The 21,830-nt window shown below is 63.9% G+C and carries 17 protein-coding genes; 12 read left to right on the top strand and 5 right to left on the bottom strand.

The annotated features are described in order from the left end of the window. The first annotated feature begins 68 nt into the window (after positions 1 to 68). The 3 genes from NKH60_RS15020 (at position 69) to NKH60_RS15010 (ending at position 4,706) form a co-directional block, all read left to right on the top strand. The gene (locus NKH60_RS15020; protein WP_352744290.1) at positions 69 to 1,118 is read left to right on the top strand and encodes a M14 family metallopeptidase; all 1,050 of its coding nucleotides are present in this window, start codon (positions 69 to 71) and stop codon (positions 1,116 to 1,118) included. A 436-nt stretch (positions 1,119 to 1,554) separates the two neighbouring features. After that, positions 1,555 to 3,744: an anthranilate synthase gene (locus tag NKH60_RS15015; RefSeq protein WP_352837278.1), complete on the top strand. Its 2,190-nt coding sequence runs from the start codon at positions 1,555 to 1,557 to the stop codon at positions 3,742 to 3,744. 32 nt (positions 3,745 to 3,776) lie between these two features. Then, a complete protein-coding gene (locus tag NKH60_RS15010; RefSeq protein ID WP_502895031.1) occupies positions 3,777 to 4,706 on the top strand; it encodes a cation diffusion facilitator family transporter in 930 nt (309 codons plus the stop codon). A gap of 222 nt (positions 4,707 to 4,928) precedes the next feature. Here the strand turns inward: NKH60_RS15010 and NKH60_RS15005 are convergent, their stop codons facing one another. Further along, entirely contained in the window at positions 4,929 to 6,017 is a 1,089-nt protein-coding gene (locus NKH60_RS15005) for a hypothetical protein (RefSeq protein ID WP_352872601.1), read from the bottom strand. A 101-nt stretch (positions 6,018 to 6,118) separates the two neighbouring features. Between NKH60_RS15005 and NKH60_RS15000 the strand changes: the two genes are divergently transcribed. From NKH60_RS15000 to NKH60_RS14975, 6 genes are all read left to right on the top strand, one after another. Next, positions 6,119 to 6,571: a DsrE family protein gene (locus NKH60_RS15000; RefSeq protein ID WP_352835031.1), complete on the top strand. Its 453-nt coding sequence runs from the start codon at positions 6,119 to 6,121 to the stop codon at positions 6,569 to 6,571. 171 nt (positions 6,572 to 6,742) lie between these two features. Further along, positions 6,743 to 7,540, top strand: coding sequence for an SDR family NAD(P)-dependent oxidoreductase (locus NKH60_RS14995; protein WP_352835029.1), 798 nt, complete (start codon positions 6,743 to 6,745; stop codon positions 7,538 to 7,540). 49 nt (positions 7,541 to 7,589) lie between these two features. Then, positions 7,590 to 7,898, top strand: a complete 309-nt coding sequence (locus NKH60_RS14990; RefSeq protein WP_352450553.1) for a putative quinol monooxygenase — start codon at positions 7,590 to 7,592, stop codon at positions 7,896 to 7,898. A 270-nt stretch (positions 7,899 to 8,168) separates the two neighbouring features. Next, complete coding sequence (locus NKH60_RS14985; protein WP_352835026.1) at positions 8,169 to 9,257, top strand: AbrB family transcriptional regulator; 1,089 nt, start codon at positions 8,169 to 8,171, stop codon at positions 9,255 to 9,257. Between the two features lie 182 nt (positions 9,258 to 9,439). After that, entirely contained in the window at positions 9,440 to 11,527 is a 2,088-nt protein-coding gene (locus tag NKH60_RS14980; RefSeq protein ID WP_352872598.1) for a TonB-dependent siderophore receptor, read from the top strand. Further along, entirely contained in the window at positions 11,527 to 12,741 is a 1,215-nt protein-coding gene (locus tag NKH60_RS14975) for an MFS transporter (RefSeq protein WP_352835020.1), read from the top strand. The genes NKH60_RS14980 and NKH60_RS14975 overlap by 1 nt, the downstream gene beginning before the upstream one ends. Before the next feature lie 20 nt (positions 12,742 to 12,761). On the opposite strand, the gene NKH60_RS14970 is transcribed toward NKH60_RS14975, so the two are convergent. From NKH60_RS14970 to NKH60_RS14955, 4 genes are all read right to left on the bottom strand, one after another. Beyond that, positions 12,762 to 13,838: a siderophore-interacting protein gene (locus NKH60_RS14970; protein WP_352872595.1), complete on the bottom strand. Its 1,077-nt coding sequence runs from the start codon at positions 13,836 to 13,838 to the stop codon at positions 12,762 to 12,764. A gap of 195 nt (positions 13,839 to 14,033) precedes the next feature. Further along, complete coding sequence (locus NKH60_RS14965) at positions 14,034 to 14,348, bottom strand: YybH family protein (RefSeq protein ID WP_352835014.1); 315 nt, start codon at positions 14,346 to 14,348, stop codon at positions 14,034 to 14,036. Between the two features lie 18 nt (positions 14,349 to 14,366). Beyond that, positions 14,367 to 15,143, bottom strand: coding sequence for an esterase family protein (locus NKH60_RS14960; RefSeq protein WP_352620494.1), 777 nt, complete (start codon positions 15,141 to 15,143; stop codon positions 14,367 to 14,369). Positions 15,144 to 15,147: 4 nt separating this feature from the next. Then, the gene (locus tag NKH60_RS14955; RefSeq protein WP_352872593.1) at positions 15,148 to 16,314 is read right to left on the bottom strand and encodes an ATP-grasp domain-containing protein; all 1,167 of its coding nucleotides are present in this window, start codon (positions 16,312 to 16,314) and stop codon (positions 15,148 to 15,150) included. A gap of 675 nt (positions 16,315 to 16,989) precedes the next feature. Between NKH60_RS14955 and leuA the strand changes: the two genes are divergently transcribed. The 3 genes from leuA to NKH60_RS14940 all read left to right on the top strand — a co-directional run bounded on the left by leuA (position 16,990) and on the right by NKH60_RS14940 (position 21,697). Then, on the top strand, positions 16,990 to 18,726 hold the full coding sequence (gene leuA / locus NKH60_RS14950) for a 2-isopropylmalate synthase (protein ID WP_352835010.1): 1,737 nt from the start codon (positions 16,990 to 16,992) through the stop codon (positions 18,724 to 18,726). Between the two features lie 143 nt (positions 18,727 to 18,869). Next, positions 18,870 to 20,666 (top strand): tetratricopeptide repeat protein, encoded by a 1,797-nt coding sequence (locus NKH60_RS14945; protein ID WP_352835007.1) that lies wholly within the window; start codon positions 18,870 to 18,872, stop codon positions 20,664 to 20,666. A 227-nt stretch (positions 20,667 to 20,893) separates the two neighbouring features. Then, positions 20,894 to 21,697: an alpha/beta fold hydrolase gene (locus tag NKH60_RS14940; RefSeq protein ID WP_352835005.1), complete on the top strand. Its 804-nt coding sequence runs from the start codon at positions 20,894 to 20,896 to the stop codon at positions 21,695 to 21,697. The last annotated feature ends 133 nt before the right edge of the window (positions 21,698 to 21,830 follow it).

Raw genomic sequence — 21,830 nt, 5'->3', positions numbered from 1 at the left:
CGACTGGACCAATCGACAGCCCAGCGGCAAAAGGGCATGTGTTCCGCCTCTTCTCCCGGAGCCATCCCATGCAGAAGTCCATCGAACGCGTCGCCGGCGACAGCGAAGGCGTTTCCTACGAATTCCCCGTCTTCCGCTTCGCCGGAACGGACAAGACGGCGCCTTCCGCCTATCTGCAGGCGGCACTTCATGCCGGCGAATTGCCGGGCGTCGTCGCCATCGACACGCTGATGCCGATGCTCAGCAAGGCGGAAGCCGAAGGCCGCATCACCGGCAATATGACCATCGTGCCCTGGGCTAATCCGATCGGCCGCGCGCAATATCTTTACGGCGACCATCAGGGCCGCTTTCATCTGGGCACGCGCACCAATTTCAATCGCGGCTTTCCGCGGCTCGCCGCGCCCGACCTCACGCTGCTGCCGGCGCACGGCACGGTCGACCAGCGGCTGAAAACGCGGCTGCTGCAGCTCTCCATTGGCCACGACATCGTGCTCGACCTGCATTGCGACGATGAGGGCCTCGCCTATCTTTACGTCCACACCAGCCTGTGGCCGGCCATGGCGGATTGTGCAGCGGCCATGGGCGTCGACGCGGTGATGCTGTGGGACGAAGACCCCGACGGCACCTTCGAAGGCGCCTCGATCATGCCGTATCAGAACGTTCCCGCCGACGTCGCGTGCCTCGACCGGCGCGTCGCCACCACGGTCGAATATCGCGGCATACTCGATGTCGACGGCGCCCTCGCCGGCGCCGATGCCGAAGGGCTCTACCGGCTGCTGGTGGCGCGCGACGTCATCCAGGATCAGGCGCTGCCCGCGCCTGGCAGCTTCGTTGGGCTCGTCGCGCCGCTCGAAAACATCGAGATGATGCCGGCGCCCCGCTCGGGCGCGATCCTCTACGACGTGAAGCCGGGCGACCGCGTCACCAAGGGTGCGCGCCTTGCCACCATCGTCCACGCGCCCGGCGAGCCCGACGGCCGCACGGAAGTGTTGGCGCCGCAGGCGGGCCTCATCCTGACGCGGCGTTCCCGCCGCATCATCCGCGCCGGCGAAGACCTCTTGAAGCTGGTCGGCGACGGGACGAGCGCCGATGCAAGGTCGGGAACGCTGGAGGACTGACGCACCCCGCCAGGTTATCCCGAAATCGCCTGTCGCGCCTTGGCCTCCAGCCATTCGGCCATCTGCCGGTACGGCACCGGACCATGGCTCACGCGGGCGACGCCGAGTTCGGCAAGCCTCTGGCGCGGCGGCACATGCGCCAGGGCAACGCAGAGTCTAGGCAGGACAGCCGGTCTTGGCCATGTGCTGGGTTGCGAAAGCGGCAGCCACCCCACAGACTTTCAAACCTGTTGCGCATACCGCTTTTCGCGGCTATGGATTTCGCCATGAATATGCGTTCGATCAAGACCATTTGGTGGTGGGCTCGCTGACAGCGGCCTGTTCGAACGCGTTCGCGTGACAATAGAGGGTGGCCGCAGCGGAATGTCCGGGCGGCCATTTGTTTTTTCAAGCCATTCCCGGGTCCGTTGCCCCAAAGACGCTGATGGAGACGGCAATGACGACGAAAATTCTGGAGAATGGCGCCGAGCGCTTTGTCACGGCGGGTGGCGTGGCGATTACCCGCCAGCGCCATGACCGGCCTTACGAGGGGGCGATCGACGGCTATGTCGATGGCCTGAATTCGCGCCGCGGCGCCGTGTTTTCCTCGAATTACGAATATCCCGGCCGCTATACGCGCTGGGACACCGCCATCATCGATCCGCCGGTGGTGATCTCGGCACACGGCCGCGCCATGCGCATCGAGGCGCTGAACCGCCGCGGCGACGTGCTTTTGCCGGTGATCGGCACGGTGCTTGCCGGCCTTGACGATGTCACGATCGCCGAGACGTCCAACAAACTCATCCGCCTCGAGGTCGCCAAGCCCGATCGTATCTTCACTGAAGAGGAACGCAGCCGAGTTCCCTCCGTCTTCACCGTGCTGCGCGCCATCACGGCTTTGTTCAAGACCGAGGAAGACGCCAATCTCGGCCTCTATGGCGCCTTCGGCTACGACCTCGCCTTCCAGTTCGATCCGGTCGACTACAAGCTCGAGCGCAAGCCAAGCCAGCGCGATCTCGTGCTGTTCCTGCCCGACGAGATCCTCGTCGTCGACCACTATTCGACCAAGGCCTGGACCGACCGCTACGACTATTCCGGCGATGGCTTCTCGACCGAAGGCCTGCCGCGCGACGAAATCGTCGAGCCGTTCAGGACCGCCGACCGCATCCCGCCGCGCGGCGACCACGAGCCCGGCGAATATGCCAAGCTGGTGCGCAAGGCGATGAAGAGCTTCGAGCGCGGCGACCTGTTCGAAGTGGTGCCGGGGCAGATGTTCTACGAACGCTGCGAAACCCAGCCCTCCGAGATTTCCCGCAAGCTGAAGAGCATCAACCCTTCGCCCTATTCCTTCTTCATCAATCTCGGCGAGGGCGAATATCTGATCGGCGCCTCGCCGGAAATGTTCGTGCGCGTCAACGGCCGCCGCGTCGAGACCTGCCCGATCTCCGGTACCATCAAGCGCGGCGACGACGCCATCTCCGACAGCGAGCAGATCCTGAAGCTGCTCAATTCGAAGAAGGACGAATCCGAACTCACCATGTGCTCGGACGTCGACCGCAACGACAAGTCGAGGGTCTGCGAGCCGGGCTCGGTGCGCGTCATCGGCCGCCGCCAGATCGAAATGTACTCCCGCCTGATCCACACCGTCGACCACATCGAGGGGCGGCTGCGCGAAGGCATGGACGCCTTCGACGCCTTTCTGTCGCATGCCTGGGCGGTCACCGTCACCGGCGCGCCGAAATTATGGGCCATGCGGTTCATTGAGCAGAACGAGAAGAGCCCGCGCGCCTGGTATGGCGGGGCGATAGGCATGGTCAATTTCAACGGTGACATGAACACCGGCCTGACGCTTCGCACCATTCGGATCAAGGACGGCATCGCCGAGGTGCGCGCCGGCGCCACGCTGCTCTTCGACAGCATTCCCGAGGAAGAAGAAGCCGAAACCGAACTGAAGGCATCCGCCATGCTCTCCGCCATCCGCGACGCCAAATCAGGCAATGCCGCCAGCACCGAACGCAGCACCGCGCGTGTCGGCGACGGCGTCAACATCCTGCTGGTCGACCACGAGGACAGTTTCGTCCATACGCTCGCCAACTATTTCCGCCAGACCGGCGCCAACGTCTCGACGGTGCGCACGCCGGTGCCGGACGAGATCTTCGACCGGCTGAAGCCAAACCTGGTCGTGCTGTCGCCCGGCCCCGGCACGCCGAAGGACTTCGACTGCGCCGCCACCATCAAGCGGGCCCGTGCGCGCGACCTGCCGATCTTCGGCGTCTGCCTCGGGCTGCAGGCGCTGGCCGAGGCCTATGGCGGCGAGCTGCGCCAACTGCACATCCCGATGCATGGCAAGCCGTCGCGCATCCGCGTGTCGAAGCCGGGCATCATCTTCTCCGGCCTGCCCAAGGAGGTGACGGTCGGCCGCTATCATTCGATCTTTGCAGATCCGGTGCGGCTGCCCGATGGTTTTGTCGTCACCGCCGAGACCGAGGACGGCATCATCATGGCCTTCGAGCACCGCAAGGAGCCGATCGCCGCAGTGCAGTTCCACCCGGAGTCGATCATGACGCTCGGCCACAATGCCGGCATGCGCATCATCGAGAACATCGTCGCGCACCTGCCGCGCAAGGCCAAGGAAAAGGCCGCTTAATTCGAGGGCTCAGTGTTGGGATCTTTTCCCCAGTGACCGCGGCGGAAATCAAAGCCGCCGCCAGGCAGAAGGTCGCCAGCCTCGCCTTCTGGTCGATCGTCGTCGCCTGCGTCGTGCTCGGCCTGAAGCTGGTGGCCTGGTACGTCACCGGTTCGGTCGCGCTTTATTCGGACGCGCTGGAATCGATCGTCAACGTCATTGCCTCTGCCGCCGCCTATTGGGCGATCCAGGTCAGCTACAAGCCAGCCGACCAGGACCATCCGTTCGGCCACCACAAGGCCGAGTATTTCTCGGCCGTCCTCGAAGGCGTGCTGATCGTGCTTGCCGCCTTGCTGATCCTCAATGAGGTCTGGTGGTCCTGGCAGCATCCCGCCCTGCTGGAACAGCCATGGACCGGCCTTGCCGTCAATGGCGTCGCAACGGTCATCAACGCTGTCTGGGCCTTGACGCTGATCCGCACCGGCCGAAGCGAAAAATCGCCGGCTCTCGTTGCCGACGGCAGGCACATCATGACCGACGTGGCGACCTCGGTCGGTGTGTTCATCGGCCTGGTCGGCGCCGTGCTGACCGGCTGGCAGGTTCTCGATCCGGCTCTTGCCGTGATCGTGGCGCTGAACATCCTGTGGCAGGGCTGGCACGTCATCGGCTCGTCGATGAACGGGCTGATGGACCGCGCCGTCGACACCCAGGAACATATCCGCATACGCGACATCATCTCGGCCAATTGCAAGGGCGCGCTCGAGGTCCACGACCTGAAGACGCGCATCGCCGGCCGCGCCACCTTCATAGAGTTCCACCTGGTCGTCGACGCCGACATGTCGGTCGGCGCCAGCCACGTCATCTGCGACCGCATCGAGGACGCGCTGCAGGCCGAAATCCCTTCCGTGCGGGTCATCATCCATGTCGAACCCGACGATGAAGCGAAACTGCCCAAAGGCACGACCGCCGTGCCCTTCGCGTGAGGTGGCGTCGCGGAGAAAAATCGCTCAGTCGTGATCCTTCGCGCCCCCCTCTGTCCTGCCGGACATCTCCCCCTCAAGGGGGGAGATTGGATGTCGCTTCGGCTTTCGCCAATCTTCAAAGAAGAACGCTGTCGGTGAAGCTGCCGATCTCCCCCCTTGAGGGGGAGATGTCCGGCAGGACAGAGGGGGGTGCTGTCTCGCCGGCATCGCGTCTCTGAACTGCTACAGCCCGCAGGCAGCCTGCGGCATAGGCTCCAGCCGGTAGACCTTGTCGTCGGAGCTGGTGTCGCCTTCCGCCGCTTTCGAGCACAGATCGATGATCGGCAGGCCGCTGTTCGGGTTGGCCAGCATCACCGTGCCGTTGGCGCCGCGGCGAAGGAAGACCTCCCTTTGCGCGATGTCACACGACGCAGCACCCGTCTTCGAGCTCGCCGCGCAGCGCCACTGGTCGCCCTCGCCCTGACAATTATAGACCTGCGTGACCTTGGCCGATTTCTGCCGCGTGGTAACCGAAACGGCGATATCGGCGCCGCTTGGCCAATTGGCCGGATCGCCCTCTTTGGCGAAAGACGCCAGTTCGACCGCTCCGCGGAAAACCCTGATCGACTGGGTCAGCTGGTCGGGATGCGAGCCGAGATGCCCGGCGTCGTAGTCGCGTCCGTAGCAGAAGGGCTGGTCCGGCTTCAGCCGCTCGCGCAATGGCGGGTCAAGTGCCGGGTCGATCGGGTCGATGCGCGCGAACTCCGCCTTGCAGGTCGCGGCCGGCATCGGGTCGAGCCTGAAGCCGTTATCGTCCTTGCCCAGCGCCTGCCTTTCGTACTCCGCCTTGCCGAGCTCGTCTTCCGATCCCGCGTCGAGATAGAGGTCGGGCTGCACGTCCGAGACGATCAGCCGGCCTTTGTCGTCGACCTTCAGCGAAGCCATGGTGCGGTCGCAGTCCATGCCGCAACGGATCGGGCCGGTCTTGCCGTCCTCCGACTCATGACTGCACCAGCCGCCAAGCCATTCAGGCGCCTCGGCGCCGCGCACCGTCGTCGCCATGAAGCCATTGTAGGAGGAATCGAAGCCGGTGCTTGGCTCCTCGTTTGGCCGGCTGACCGGATCGCGGCCGTAATAGAAGAAGATGCGCGTTACCTTCTGCTGCGGATGCGACTTGAGATGCGCGGCGTCATAGACGCGGCCGAAGCAGGCGTCCTTGCCGTCGGGGCTGAGCTCGGTGAGTTTGAGCGTGTCATCGGCGAAAGCAGAGCCGGCGACGGCAGCAAGCAAGGCAACCCCAACTCCGGCGCCCATCACGGTCCTTGATATCATGCTGGCTCCCCCTGCCCCGACAAGACGTGGCTTCAATTTATGCTAGGATCGAGGCCGAGGCCACGCAATTTGCGCGCGCCGGCCAAATGGGAGATGAAGCCATGCGACGCCGCGATATTTTCCGCGTCGGTCTTGCCGGGGCCGCCGGGCTTTTCGGGCTGCGCCCCACCAAGGCGGCAGCCATTGAAGTCAAGGCCGTCGAAGAGGAAAGGCAAAAGGTCGCCTATCACCTCAGCGATCTCGACAAGGTCAATTTCGTGCTCGGCAACATCAAGAACCACTTCGAAGGCACCGACGGCAAGGTCGACATCGCGCTTGTCGTGCACGGCCCAGCACTTGCCGCCTTCAAGTCGAAGTGCATATCGGCCGCCATTTCCGGGCGGTTCGCCGGCCTTGTCCAAGATGGGCTCAGCCCGCACGCTTGCGCCAACACCATGCACGGCATGGATATCGGCCTGGCCGACCTGCTCGACGGCTTCCATGCAGCCGACAGGGGCGGCGTCGTCAAGCTCGCCGAATTGCAACGCCAAGGCTACGCCTATCTCAGGCCATAGGGCAATTCCAGGAAAAGTGTGAAACGGTTTTCCGTCCGGAATTGCGTCAAGACAAAGAGGGAGCGGTTCGCCGTTTCCGTGAAACGGTGAACCGCTCTAAACTTTTACGGACTTGAACGCGAGGACTGCGAGGGCCTACGAAGAGCAGGCAGAGTCCCCGGAGGAATAGACGTGCCAGCCACCACCACCCTTGTCAGCCCCTCTCTGGTCATCCCCGACCTTGACGGAAAGGCGGTCCTGGTCACCGGCGCCTCGACCGGCATCGGCGCGGCGCTCGCGCTCGCCTATGCCGCGCAGAAATGCCGCGTCGCGCTGCATTACAATTCGAGCCGCGCGGCTGCCGAAAACCTGGCCGCGACCATTCGCAACGGCGGCGGCGACGTGTTCCTCGCCCAGGGCGATTTCTCGATCCCCGCCGATGTCGAGCGCGTCGTCGAGGACAGTGCGCAACATTTCGGCCGGCTCGACGGCCTCGTCAACAATGCCGGCGGCATGCTCGGCCGCGTGCCCTATGCCGAGCAGACCGAGGCGCATTACGACGCGGTGATGGACCTCAACGCGCGTTCCGTGCTGACAGCTTCGCGCAAGGCAATCCCATGGCTGAAGCGGCAGGGCGGCTTCATCGTCAACACCTCCTCGATCGCCGCGCGCAACGGCGCCGGTGGCGGCGCCGGCCTTTACGGCTCGGCCAAGGCCTTCGTCTCCAACGTCACGCGCGGCATGGCCAAGGAGCTGATCGGGTTCAACATCCGCGTCAACGCGGTGGCGCCCGGCACGATCGCGACACCTTTCCACGAGCGCTACTCGACCGACGACCAGATGAAAGGCATGATCGCCACCATCCCGCAGGGCCGCGCCGGCACCGCCGAGGACTGCGTCGGCGCCTATCTGTTCCTCTCCTCCGATCTGTTGAGCGGCTACATCATCGGCCAGGTGATCGAGGTCAATGGCGGGCAGTTGATGCCGTAGACGGCGAACTGCATACTCCCGGTTGCGTCATCTCAACGGAGCAAAGCGAATGTACGGACTGATCGGCAAGATGCGGGCGATGCGCGGCCAGCGTGACGCAATGATGGATATCCTGCTCGCCAGCACCGGTGCCATGCCCGGCTGCCTGAACTACATCATCGCCACCGACCCGGCCGATGCCGACGCGATCTGGGTGACCGAAGTGTGGACCGACGCCGAAAGCCACAAGGCTTCGCTGCAGCTGCCCGAAGTCCAGGCGGCAATCGCCAAGGCACGGCCGATCATCGCCGGCTTCGAGTTCCAGGTGGAGACGCATCCTGTTGGCGGGTTCGGGTTGCCGGCGGTGAAGGCGGGATAGAGGGAGAGGCCTATGGGACAGCGCCCCCCTCTGGCCTGCCGGCCATCTCCCCCTCAAGTGGGGAGATTGGCAGCTTCGCCGACAGCGCTCTTTTTTGGAGATTGGCGAAGGCCGACGTGACATCCAATCTCCCCACTAGAGGGGGAGATGTCCGGCAGGACAGAGGGGGGCGCGAAGGATCGCTGCGGATGGTTGGTGCCATTACCACCCAAGCCCTTTTCCGCGCAAAAAGGGTTCGCATTTTTTCGCCACCGGTCTAAGAGCCCATCTATGGATTCTTCCCCGAACCCGCCGGCCATCGAGCACCTGGCGCGGATCCACAAGGCCTGGCAGTGGCCCGTCCTGGTGGTGGTCTCGGTGCTGTTTGCCGGCGTGCTGGAGCTCGCCGCCCTGCCCGCCGCGCTTTTGATCGGACCGATGCTGGCGGCCATAGCTGCCGGCACCAACGGCGCCACGGTGCGCGTGCCGCGGGTTCTGTTCGGTTCAGCCCAGGCGGTCGTCGGCTGCCTGGTCGCCAGCTCCATCTCGGCCGATATCTTTCCCGTCTTCTACAGGGAATGGCCGCTGTTCCTTGGCGTCGTGATGGCGACGGTCGCGGCATCCAGCCTGCTCGGCTGGCTGATCAGCCGCTGGCGCATCCTGCCCGGCACCACCGCGGTCTGGGGCTCGTCGCCGGGCGCCGCCACCGCCATGGTGCTGATGGCCGGTGCCTTCGGCGCCGACCAGCGCCTCGTCGCCTTTATGCTATATCTGCGCGTCATCTGCGTCTCGATGACGGCAGCCCTGGTGGCCAAGCTCTGGGTCGACACCTCGGGCATCGAGGTGCCGGCCACCGTCTGGTTTCCGCCGATAGACCCGCAAGGCTTGGCCGCAACATTCGGCGTGGCGCTGGTCGGCGGCCTCGCCGGAAAGCTTTTCCGGCTGCCGTCGCCGTTATTCCTCGGCACCTTCATTTTCGGCACCGTGATCCATCTCGGGCTCGGCGTGACCATGCAGTTGCCGCCCTGGCTGCTTGCCTTGAGCTATACGATGATCGGCTGGAGCATCGGCCTGAATTTCACCAGGGCCATTCTGCGCCACGCGGCCCGCGCGCTGCCGCAGATCGTCGGCTCGATCATTGCCCTGATCGTCTTTTGCGGCGGCCTCGCCTTCCTGATCAGCCGCCTGCTCGGCATCGATCCGCTGACCGCCTATCTGGCAACCAGCCCCGGCGGCATGGACAGCGTCGCCATCATCGCCGCCGCCGCACAGCATGTCGACATCTCCTTCGTCATGGCGCTGCAATCGGCACGCTTCCTGATCGTGCTTCTGGTCGGCCCAAGCGTGGCGCGGCTGGTGGCGAGAAGCCTCAAATCATAGCAGCTTGCCTCTCCCTGATTGGTAGCCTGTTTTCCTGAAACCGGTCGCACTTTGCTGTCGCCGACCGTATCGGGCCAGCACCCGCACGAGCTCAAAAAATAACTTGACTCAAATACTCAGATTTGAGAGCCCCTTCCGTCAATGTACGGAAGAGTGGAGACGAGTTGATGCGGAAACGGACGATGACATGGCTCCTGGGGTTATCACTGCCGGGCAGCGTTGCCCTGCTCGGCCTGTCCGGGCCGGCTCACGCTCAGGACCAGGGCGGCGTCACGGTTCTCAACAAGATCGAGGTCGATGCCGAGAGCGACGAGATCCTCGTGCAGGACGGCTATGTCGCCAAGAAGGACCGCATCGGCACCAAGACCGACACGCCGATGGTCAAGATTCCGCAAGCCGTTTCGGTTGTGACGCAAAAGCAGATCGAGGACCAGAAGCCACGCACGCTGAACGAATCGCTCGGCTATGTCGCAAGCGCCAATCCCAACAGCTTCGGCTTCGACACCCGCTACGACGCCTTCTTCCTGCGCGGCTTCCAGGCCTTTTACAACGGCATGTTCCGCGACGGGCTGCGCCAGTACAACGGCCCCTCGGCCTGGTTCAAGACCGAGCCCTACGGCATCGAGGGCGTCACCATCCTGAAGGGTCCGGCCTCCTCGCTTTACGGCATCAGCGGTCCGGGCGGCATCGTCAATCTGGTCACCAAGCGCCCCAAGGAAGAACAGTTCCGCGAAATCGAAATGCTGCTAGGCGAACACAATCGCTTCCAGGCCGCACTCGACGCTTCCGGCCCGGTGAACGACGACGGCAGCATTCTTTACCGCTTCACCAGCCTCGGCCGCACCAGCGACACCGACCTGCCCGGTTATCCCGACGACAAGATCTATCTGGCGCCGGCCGTCACCTTCAAGCCGGACGAGGATACCAGGCTGACCATCCTCGGCGAATATTCGAAATCCGTCACCGGCGGCACCGCTGCCTTCTACAATTCAGGCGGCGCTCTGACGAACCTCTACGAGGGCGATCCCGCCTGGAACGACTTCGACCAGACCCAGGGCCGCATCGGCTACGAGTTCGAGCACCGTTTCAACGACGTGCTGACGGTCCGGCAGAACCTTCGCTACAGCGCCGTCGACAGCGACATCGAATATAGCGGTCATTACCCGGACGGCGTGGATCTGAAACGCTATTGGGGCCACTACACCGAGACCATGAAGAACTTCGTCGTCGACAACATGGCGCAGTTCGAATTCGATACCGGCCAGGTCAGGCACACGGCGGTAGCCGGCATCGACTACGCCTGGTCGAATTATGACGCCGGCAGCGGTATCTCCTACGTTTCCGTCGGTGACATCAAGGCCGCTCCGGTTCCTTACTCTGGCGGGCAGGAGATGAACCAGCTCGGCGCTTATCTGCATGACCAGATGGAGTGGAACGATTTCACCCTGTTCGCCAGCGGTCGCTACGACTGGGCCGACACCACCTCGACCGCCGCCGACTTCACCAGGTCCAAGCAGGACGACAGTGCCCTTTCCGGCCGGCTCGGCCTGTCCTACCAGACCGAATGGGGCATCACGCCCTATGTCAACTATTCGACGTCGTTCTCGCCCAATATCGGCTTCGTCTATGACGATGTCAGCAGCCCGATCGGTCGCGTCGCCCGTCCGACCATCGCGACGCAAAAGGAAATCGGCGTCAAATACGAGTTTGCCGATTACAACGCCGCCGTCAGCGCCGCTCTGTTCGACATCGACCAGAAGGATGGCGTCGTCTTCGACGCCTCGACCCGGATCAACAAGCAGCGCCAGCTCGACCTGAACTCGCGCGGCGTCGAACTGGAAGCCAGCGCCTCGCTCGACAACGGCCTCAGCATACTCGCCTCCTACACCTATCTGCGCGTGAAAATCGAACGCGGCGCCACGGGAACCGCAGGCAAGGAACTGTCGGCGACGCCAAATCACATCCTGTCGCTCTGGGGGCAGTACCAGTTCGAGGACGGCACGCTGCAGGGGCTCGGGCTGGGCAGCGGCGTTCGCGTTGCCGGCTCGAGCTATGGCGACGACACCAACACCTTCAAGAACGACGCGCGCGCCTTCGTCGACGCCTCGCTCTCCTACGATTTCGGCTACCGCAATCCCAAACTCGAGGGCGTGAAGCTGCAGGTCAACGCCAAGAACCTGTTCGACACTCAAAAATCCATCTGCTCGGCCGGCTATTGCTACCGCGACGAGGGCCGCTCGCTGTTCGCCAGCCTGCGCTACCGCTTCTGATGTCGATCGCCGTTTCCAGCCGGGCATCGACGCCTGTCGCGATCGTCCTGGCGATCGGCGGGCTCTACGTCGCGCAGAGCGTAATCGGCGGCATCACCTGGGCGGGCCTGCCGGCGGTGATGCGCGACCAGGGCCTGCCACTCGACCGGATCGGCCTGGTCTCGCTGATCGCGCTGCCATGGGCGCTCAAGTTTCTATGGGCGCCGGCCGTCGAGCGCTATCGGCTGCCGCCGGTCGGCAAGAACCGCACCGGCACGATCGTCGCCGCCGGTGGGCTCGTGTCCATCGCCGGGTTGTGGGCCGTCGGCGCGCTCGGCCCGGAGGCCTGGTGGCCGGTTCTGGCCTGCCTGACCATCGTCGCCTTCGCCGCCTCGACCGTCGACATTGCCTGCGATGGTTTCGCCGTGCAGAGCCTGGCCAGGGAAAACCACGGCTGGGGCAATGCCGCGCAGGTCGGCGGCGCCTATCTCGGCTCGGCCATCGGCGCCGGCCTGTTTCTGCTTCTGGTCGACACTTTTGGCTGGCGCATCGCCGTTTGGGCGATGGCCTTGCTGCTCCTGCCGCTCGGTCTGCCCTTCCTGCTCGGCGCGGCCAGCCGCGCGCGCGAGGAGACGCGCGAGCATGTTCCCAGCCTCCTCGACGCGTTGAAGCGTCCCGAAATTCGGCGCGGCCTGGCAGCGTCGGCCATCTATGTCCTGGCCCAGAAGGCGGCACTCGCCATGCTCGGACCATTCCTGATCGACGCCGGGCTCGACCTCCCGATGGTCGGACTTGTCAACGGCGTCGGCAGCATGTTCGTCGGCCTGGCTGCCGCACTCGCCGGCGGCGCTCTCGTCAAATGGTTCGGCCCGCGCAACGTGCTCGTCCTGGCGCTTTTCCTGCAGGCCGGATCGCTGTTCTTCTTTTCGGTCTTCGATCTTCTTGGTGGCTTCTCGACCACCGCTTTGATGGCCATCGCGGTGCTCAGCTCGTCCGGCTTCATGGCTCTCGGTTTCGTCGCGCTTTACGCGCAGTTCATGCGCTGGTCAGATCCAAGACAGGCGGGCGTCGACTTCACGCTGTTCCAGTGCATGGACGCACTGATGAGCATGGCCGGCGGGATCGCGGCCGGCTACGCAGCGCAGTATTTCGGCTATGGCGCGTTCTTCGCCGGCGCCGGCCTCGTCGCGCTGCTGGCGGTGCCGGCGATCATCATCGTATCCGACCGCCGGTGACCGCGGAGCATCGTCGCGCACTATTCTTCGCCACCGTCCGCCGCTTGCGCCCCGCGGCGCCAGTAGGCGGTGACCAGATGCCGGTCGCGCGGCACACCCCATTCCTTGCGGACGATCCTGCGGATCTCGCGGAAATCGCCGAACTCGCATCCGGCCCAGACATAGAGATTGTCGGCAAGCGCGGTGCGGTTCCGCTGCCGCAGCACCACCGGCAACAGGCTGGCCGTGCCGCCCTCGCGCCCATGCCGATAGAGCCAGGTGACGGCAACGGCCTCGCCCGCGGCCAGCGGCATCCGATCGTCGGGACCATCGACCTCGATGAACGCTTCGGCGCGGGTTGACGGCGAAAGCTGCTCCAGGATCCTGCCGATCGCCGGAAGCGCGGTGTCGTCGCCGAGCAGCAGCAGGTTTTGCGCCTCGGGCACGCCACCTCCGCCCGGTCCGATCATGCCGATGATCTCGCCGGCAACTGCCTTTTCGGCGAAAGCGGCCGCCGGCGTATCCATACCGGGGTGGAGGACGAAATCGACATCCAGCCAGCCGCTTGCGGCGTCCAGTGCCCGGATCGTGTAGACCCGCACGACGAGCGCGTCCTCGCCCGACGGCCAGACCATCAGGCCGTCGGCGCCCATCGACGGCCACACCGGTGGCCTGCCGCGCGGCGGCAGCAGCAGCCGCACATGCAGGCCGCCACGGCCAAAGCGGCCGAGTTCGTTGCTGGCGAAGCGGACGCGCTGCATATGCGGAGAAATCCGCGTCGAGGACAGCACCGTGATCTCGCGGAAGAACACCGGCGGACCGGCATCGCTGCCGTCGCCCTGCCAGGCGATGCCCCTGGTCGTGCCGAGATGTTGCGAAAAATGGCCGGCGACCGCCATCTTCATGTAGGACAGGCAGGTTTCATCCTCGGCCGCGACGCGGATCAGCACGTTGTCGTCACCGAGCGTCGCCTTCAACGAGCCGTAATGCGTGCGAAATTCCCAATGATCGGCAAGGCCGGTATCGATCTCGGATTCGCCATGCTCGGCGCGCAGCCTGTCCATCACCGACCGGATAGCGGCACCGCTGATCCGGGTTTGCGCACTCAAATGCTCCATCGCTCAGCCTTTCGATGCCGTTGAATTCGAGATCGCCATACGGCGTCCTCGCCACGCCGGAATGCCACAGCCGGCCTGGCGTTTCCACTAAAAGATGATAAATAGAGTCATGTTTTTGGCATCAAGCCAATGAGTCCCGCGCGAGCAACGGCGGCCGTGGCGGCGAGGTGGCCTAAACGGCCCTCAAAATGTCCTTCAGCTAATCACCAGGCTGGAGATGCGGTCGCCGTCCAGGGTGAACGCCATGTCGCCCTCGCCGTTGAAGCCGTTGCCTGTGACAGCGATGCGGACCTTGTAGGTATCGCCCGCCGGTTCGATACGAATGATGCTAAGTTTGGACTGCACGCCGATATTGTCCGACTGGTTCCAGCGCGCAATCTGCTCGCGGCCCTTGAAGGACCGGCCCCAGTCACTCAGGAACGAATCGGGCGTGAACGTCTCGAGGAAAGCTTTGGTGTCGCCGGCGTTGGTGGCTTCGACAAAGCGGCGGATGGCATCGGGCGTGGTCATTTCCTTCCTCCAGGTGGCCTAATCCAGCCGGTGCATCAGATCGTCGTCCAGCCAGCGGGCGAAGAAATAGACCAGTTGCTTGTGCCACCACGGCCAGTCATGGGCGACATCGCCGCCCCAGTAGTCGACCCAGGCCGGAATCGACTTGTCACGCAGGATCTGTTCCAGCGCCTGCGTGTCGGCCAGCATCCGTTCCTCCCAGGCACCCTGCCCGCAGCAGAAGATCAGCCGCAGCGCCTTCAGCCTGACGAGCAGCCCCGGATCGACGATACCCGGCAGGTAGTCGAGCGGCGAGTTGAAGAAAATCTGTCCGTCGAGCGCGCTGCCGAAGAAATCGTGGGTGGAGTAAACCCCCGACAGCGCGATGACGCCGCTGGCCAGTTCCGGAAAGCGGAAGACGAAATTCGACGAATGGTAGCCGCCCATCGAGCAGCCGCAAAACAGCGGCTTCAGCGTACGCCCGCCATTGGCCTCGGCTGCGACAGACAGGAGTTCCGGCAGCGCCTCCTCGCGCACATAGCGGAAATACGCTTCATGCCGGGCGATGCGATGGGCCGGCTCGGCGTGGCGGTCGAAGAAGGATTCCGCATCGATGCCGTCCAGCGTGAACAACTGGATGCGACCGGTGTCGACGAACTCGGCGAGAGCCGAGACGGCGCCGGAATCCTCGAACTGGTAGAACCGCCCTTGCGAAGTCGGGAACACAACCACGGGTCGGCCGGCATGGCCGTAGCGCTTGTATTCCATGTCGCGGCCGAGGTTGCGGCCAAAACCCTTGTGGTAGGAAACGTCCATCGCCTCACGCCTTTTCCGCATGGATGTAGTCGACCGCCCGGCGCAGCGCCTTCGGGTCGGTGGAGCGCAGCTGATAGGCGTAGTTTCCCATGGCGCGGCTGAAAACCTCCTCGATGGCGTGATGATGGACGATCATGTCGCCATGGGCGGCCAGCACGTCGGCATGGCTGTGCACATAGTTGAGGTGCCGCTTGCGGCTGGCATAGGCGGTGAAATACTTGCCCCTGTAAGGGCCGCCGGCGGCGTCCTTGACCACCATGTCGGCCCAGGCGGCATAAACATCGATATCGAAGGTGTAATTGATGGCATCGGTCATCCAGGCGCCAGGCGGCCGCATGTTGACCTCCAGCGCGATGACCCGGTCGTCCCTGGTTTCGAACAGCTCGATGTGGAAGAAGCGCTCGCGCACGTCGAACGCCTTGAGGATTTTCCTGCCGGCCTCCTCGACCGCCCGGCTGATCTCGGGAAAACAGACATAGCTCATATGGCGGTCGCGGTTGACCACCTCCATGACGCTCTGGTCGTAGCGGTGGCTGGCGGCCAGCACCACCGCGCCGTCGCGGTTGACCAGCCCGTCATAGGTCACCACCAGTCCTTCGATGAATTGCTCCATGACGAAGCTGACGCCTTCCGGCTTGTCCCTGAAGAAGCTGTCGAGTTCGCCGGCGTTGGAGATTTTGAAAGTGTTCGAGGCGCCGGAGCCCGAATCCGGCTTCACCACCACGGGATAGCCGACACGTCGGATGAAGGTCATGGCGCCGGCGCGGTCGGAGCATTTGCGTTGCGGGATGGTTTCGACGCCGCTCTTGCGGAAGAACGCCCGCATGCGGCTCTTGCGTTTCAAATTCTTGACGAAGTCGAGCTTGGTGCCGAAGATGTTGAAGTCGGTGCGGATATTGGCTTCCAGCTCCAGCCAATGCTCGTTGAGCGATTCGAACCGGTCGACGCGGCCCCATTTGTGGATGAAATGGCCGATCGCCCGGAACACCGGCTCGTACTCCTCCATGTCGTCGATGCGGTAATATTCCGAAAGGGCTGCCTTCAATTTGCCGTCCAGCGCATCGAACGGCGCGTCGCCAATGCCGAGCACGGTGGCGCCGGCCTTCTTCAGCCGGTCGCAGAAATCGGCGCCATTGGCTGGAAAATGCGGCGAGAAGAACACGAAGTTCATGGACGATCCCTCCCGGCGGCGAGCCATCGCACCCCGCCGACAATCGACTCTGGCGCATTTGCCGGGCTCGGGGAAGAGCAACTGGATCAGGTGAGCGGCTGGACCCGCGAAAGGTGACGCCAAAACCGTGAAATAAAAACCCGCCTCGACAGCGGGTCCTCGGCGCCAGTCAGCACCATACTCAAATTAGTAGCATAGCTGCCGGCACAAAGCAAGAACAAAGTTGCTATAATCAGGAAAAATCGCTTCATGTCGGCGCCGCGCCTTCATTGCAGCTTGGGTTCCTCTCTCCCATTTCGCGACGGCGCGGAACCCCGGTCTTGAGGCTGGATCGGCAGCTTTCTGCGACAGCGAGGCCCCCACTTGCCTCGCTTTGCCCGCTCCTGTATGAAATCCGCCATGAGCCTGCGCGCCACCTCTTTTGCGTCCCGTCCGACCGGCATTGCCGGCCAGACCGTTCGCGCGCTCGCCTCCACCCTGCTGCTTCTCGGCCTTATCGGCGATCGCCGGGTTCGCTGAAGGAGCGCCCGGCGGTCGAATTCGCCGCTCACGCGCACGCTCCTTGGCCAGTTACAAAATTGGCACGTCACATCAAGCGAACGAAATTCTGGTAAAGGCGCCGCTCGCCACCAATCCGCCTGAAGCTGGATCCGCGAGCCGCCGGGAGAAAAGACGATGAACGCACGAGAAGATATTCGTCTGAATGTAGAGGAAACCGCCAGCCCCGCGAGGGGCATGCCGGATGCTGCCCGGAAGTACCAGCCCTATCCGACCGTCGGTCTTGCCGATCGCACCTGGCCCTCGAAAGTGATCGACAAGGCGCCGATCTGGTGCTCGGTCGACCTGCGCGACGGCAACCAGGCGCTGATCGATCCGATGGGCCAGGAACGCAAGGCGCGCATGTTCGCCCTGCTGCTCGACATGGGCTTCAAGGAGATCGAGATCGGCTTCCCGTCGGCCTCGCAGACCGACTTCGATTTCGCCCGCTGGTGCATCGAACAGGGCAACGTGCCCGCCGACGTCTCGCTGCAGGTGCTGGTGCAGTGCCGGCCGGAACTGATCACCCGCACTTTCGAGGCGCTGAAGGGCGCCACCAACCCGATCGTCCATTTCTACAACTCGACCAGCGAATTGCAGCGCCGCGTCGTCTTCGAGAAGGACGTCGCCGGCATCAAGCGCATCGCCACCGATGCGGCCAAGATGATCACCGACATGGCGGCCAAGGCCGGCGGCGGCTACCGTTTCGAATATTCGCCGGAGAGCTTTACCGGCACCGAGCTCGAAGTGGCGCTGGAGATCTGCAACGCCGTCACCGAGATCGTCAAGCCGACGGCGGAGAACAAGCTGATCATCAACCTGCCCTCCACGGTCGAGATGTCGACGCCCAACATCTATGCCGACCGCATCGAATGGATGTGCCGCAATCTCGACGAACGCGAGAACCTGTTGATCTCGCTGCATCCGCACAATGACCGCGGCACCGGCATCGCCACCACCGAACTCGGCCTGATGGCGGGCGCCGACCGCGTCGAAGGCACCCTGTTCGGCAACGGCGAGCGCACTGGCAATGTCGACATCGTCACGCTGGCGCTCAACATGTACACGCAAGGCGTCGATCCCGGGCTCGACTGCTCCGACATCAACCGCATGAAGGACGTCTACGAATACTCCAACCAGCTGAAGATCCCCGAGCGCCATCCCTACGTCGGCGAGCTCGTCTACACTGCCTTTTCCGGCTCGCACCAGGACGCCATCAACAAGGGCATGAAGGCGCTGCGCAAGGCCAACACGCCGCACTGGGAGGTGCCCTATCTGCCGATCGACCCGGCCGATGTCGGCCGCAGCTATGAAGCCATTATCCGCATCAACTCGCAGTCCGGCAAGGGCGGCATCGCCTATGTGCTGCATGCGGATTACGGCCTCAACCTGCCGCGCAACCTGCAGATCGAGTTCAGCCAGGCTATCCAGGCGATCACCGACTCCGAAGGCAAGGAGGTGCCGGTCAAGCGCATCTACGAGCGCTTTCTCGACACCTATGTCGACCAGCCCGGCGCGCGGCTGAAGTTCCTCGACCACCACACCTATCCCGACACCGAGGTCAAGGGCCGGCGCGTGGTCGAGGCGGTGATTCTCGACAAAGGCAAGGAGGTGACCATATCAGGCACCGGCACCGGCCCGATCGACGGCTTCGTCGATGCGCTGTCGCGCCATGTCGGGGTGCCGATGTCGGTGCTCGATTATTCCGAGCATTCCATGCAGCGCGGCTCGAATGCCTCGGCCATTTCCTATGTCGAGATGGAACATCCGGACGGCAAGCTGTTCGGCGCCGGCATCAACACCAACATCGTCGCCGCCTCGCTCGAAGCCGTGGTTTCGGCCGCCAACCGCATCGTCGGCCGAAAGGGCGGCTAGCCGGGACTGCCAGGCCCGCGCATCAGCCCACCGGAAATTTTATCCGGTGGGTACGCTATCGCACCATAAGCACATGCTTGTAAGGCGCCGCCAGCGCGATATGATCGTACCTCAACCTGTGCCGAATTCGAAGGGATCGACACTTGCAGCATACCACGCCTGCCGCCCCCGCAGTGCGCGAAACGTTGGAGCGATTGCTTGCCAGCGAAACGTTCGGACGATCCGAGCGCGCGCGCAAGCTGCTCCGCTACCTCGTCGAGCGCGAGCAGGCAGGCGAAGCCGACAGGCTCAAGGGCTTCTCCATCGCGATGGACGTGTTCGGCAAGGACGGCGATTTCGATCCGTCGACCGATGCGGTGGTGCGGGTGCAGGCCGGCAGGCTGCGCGAGCTGCTGCAGCAGTATTTCGCCAATGAGGGCGTTGCCGAACCGGTCCGCATCGCCATTCCGCGCGGCGGCTATGTTCCGTCCTACGAACTCAACGCCATTCGCTTGCCGGCGGAGGTGGAGCCCAAGGCAGAAAGCAAGCCGGAGCCGGCAACAGAGGAAGCGGCGACGACCGCCCCGCCCGGATCGCTGGAGGACGCCCGCAACCGGGCACATCCGGCTGCATTGCTGAGCGTTCCAGCCGTCGCCCCTGCTGCTCCTTCGCTGCAACGCCATTTGCAGTTCTTCTGGCTGGCGATCGCGCTGGTCATCCTCATGCTGGGTGTGCTGATCCTTCGCCAGGGCAGCGTGGTGTTGCTGACCGGCGGCGACACGGCGATCGAGACCGCGGTGGCGACCGGCAGCATAGCAGCGCCTCCGGTTGAAAACCTCCCCCAGGTCTACATCGCCATCAAGGCCGACAGCGACCTGGCTCGCCGTGTCGCCGCATCGCTGCGCGCCGGCCTCAGCGGCTTCGATACCATCAATTTCATTGGCCGTGATGCCGACAGCCCGCCCGATCCAGTAACCGACGCCGCCAGCTTTGTATTCGATGTCCTGCCCGGGCCGCGTAGCGGCGACATCATGCTCGAGCTGCAAAGCGTGGCGACCGGCCGCGTGCTGCTCTCACGCAACCTGACCGCCGGCGACAGCGCAAACACCGCCATCGAGGACCAGATCTCCGGCATTTTGAGCTCGGCTCTTCCCGCCTCGGGCACGATCTACAACTACATCGAGCAGAGCGGCATCCAGACCGGGCTGACGGCGTGTCTGGTGCTCAACGGCAAATATTATCTCGACCAGAATGCCCAGACGCACGAAGCCGCCTACCGCTGCCTCGAAGATCTTGCCAACCGGGAGGCGAAGTCGTCGCTCGTCTATTCGGAACTCGCGTCCTTGCATCTCGAAGCGGTCACCGACCACTATCCCTACCCCGCCGACGCGACGATCGACAAAGCCATGACGTTTGCCCATCGCGCCATCCAGATGGGCCCGACCAGCCCCTACGCGCACCGCGCCCTTGGTTACCTCAATTCGCGCATGGGCGATTCCGCGGAATCGATCCGCTGGATGCGCAAGGCCTATGAGCTCAATCCCTACGATCTCGCAATGGCCGCCGCCTATGGCTACGGGCTGGTTTTCGCCGGCAGGTACGGCGAGGGCACCCCGATCATCGCTCACGCGGTGGACATCGCCAGCGCCCATCCGACATGGTGGGATTACGGGCTGTTCGCCGGAGAGTTCATGATCGGCGACATGAACAAGGCGACGCTTGCCAGCGACGGCTTGCGAACGACGGAAATGAAATCGCATTATCTGGCGGCGCGGCTGATCGGCGCCAGGGCTGCCGGCCGCGAGAAGCTGGCGAGCAGGTTGCTGCAGGAACTGACCGCTAAATTCCCGAAATTCGCAGCCGATCCGCGCGCAACTTTCGTCGAACGAAGATATCCCGCCGATCTGACCAACCGGCTGGTGGAGGCCCTGCGTGCCGCCGGGCTTGGCGGCGCCAGCTGACGTCTCCCGGCGCGTGCACGACGTCAGGTGATCGCGAAGATTTTACTGGCCATCCGGACGGCCAAAGCGCAATTCAGACACAATTTGAACCGGCCAATCTGATCCCCCATAGGTCTGATCCCGCATAGGCTGATCTCCACATAAGTCTGACCTCCCGCAAAGACTGATCCTCGCATAAGACCGCCCCGGCATCCTGATTGATTCCGGCACCAAGCCATAAAGTTTGCATGACCCCATCCCTTTACGCTGCCGAACGGGGCGCCGGCCCGACAACGATCGCCTTCCTGCATGGTTTCGGTGGCTGCCACGACGACTGGCGCGATGTGGCCGAGTCTCTGGCGCCCGGCGCGCGGACCCTGGCCTATGATCTGCCGGGACATGGGCTGTCGCTCGATTTTCCGGGCGGCGGTCCGGCCAGGATTGCAGCCAGTGCCGTCCTTGCGGATCTTTCCGCTCGCGGGATAAAGCGGGTCCATCTCGTCGGTCATTCGATGGGCGGCGCGGTGGCCGCCCTGATGGCATTGAGCGAGCCCGAAAGAATGGCGTCGCTGACGCTGCTGGCGCCGGGCGGTTTCGGTCCTGAGATCAATGGTCCGCTGCTGCGTCGCTACGCCGCCGCTGCCGGCATGGATGAAATCCGCGCCTGTCTTGCCGCCATGTCGGGACCGCAAAGCCGGCTGCCGCAGCATAGGGTCGAACTCGTCAGCGAGATGCGCCAGCGGCCCGGCCAGTTGCGTACACTTGTCGAGCTCGCAGCCGCCATGACCAGGGATGATCGGCAAGGCGTCATCCCGAACGAGCGGCTTGAAACGCTGAATATGCCAATCATGGTGGTTTGGGGAACCGACGACGCGATGCTGCCCGTCAGCCAGGCGGACAGCGTGCCGAAGCATTTTCATCTGCACCACGTGCTGGAAGCCGGCCATATGCTGGTCCAGGAAGCGCCCGGCCTGGTCGTCGAGGCCGTCCGTCGCAATATGCGGCGCCGCAGCAGGCGACTTCGTCCAGGATTCGCCGCTGCGGCGAGCTGATCGGTCTTGGCGCAGGCACGGCGGCGGCGCTTGTGCTCATCCAGCGAACCCCTTGCCGGCCCATCGATCTCGCAAGTGCATTTTGCCGGCGGCTGTGTTAATTCGGTGTTAACCAAACCCGCGAGGCAACGCC

Source organism: Mesorhizobium sp. M1006, assembly GCF_040318825.1.
GTDB lineage: Bacteria > Pseudomonadota > Alphaproteobacteria > Rhizobiales > Rhizobiaceae > Mesorhizobium.
This window is presented reverse-complemented; position numbering and strand designations above follow the sequence as displayed.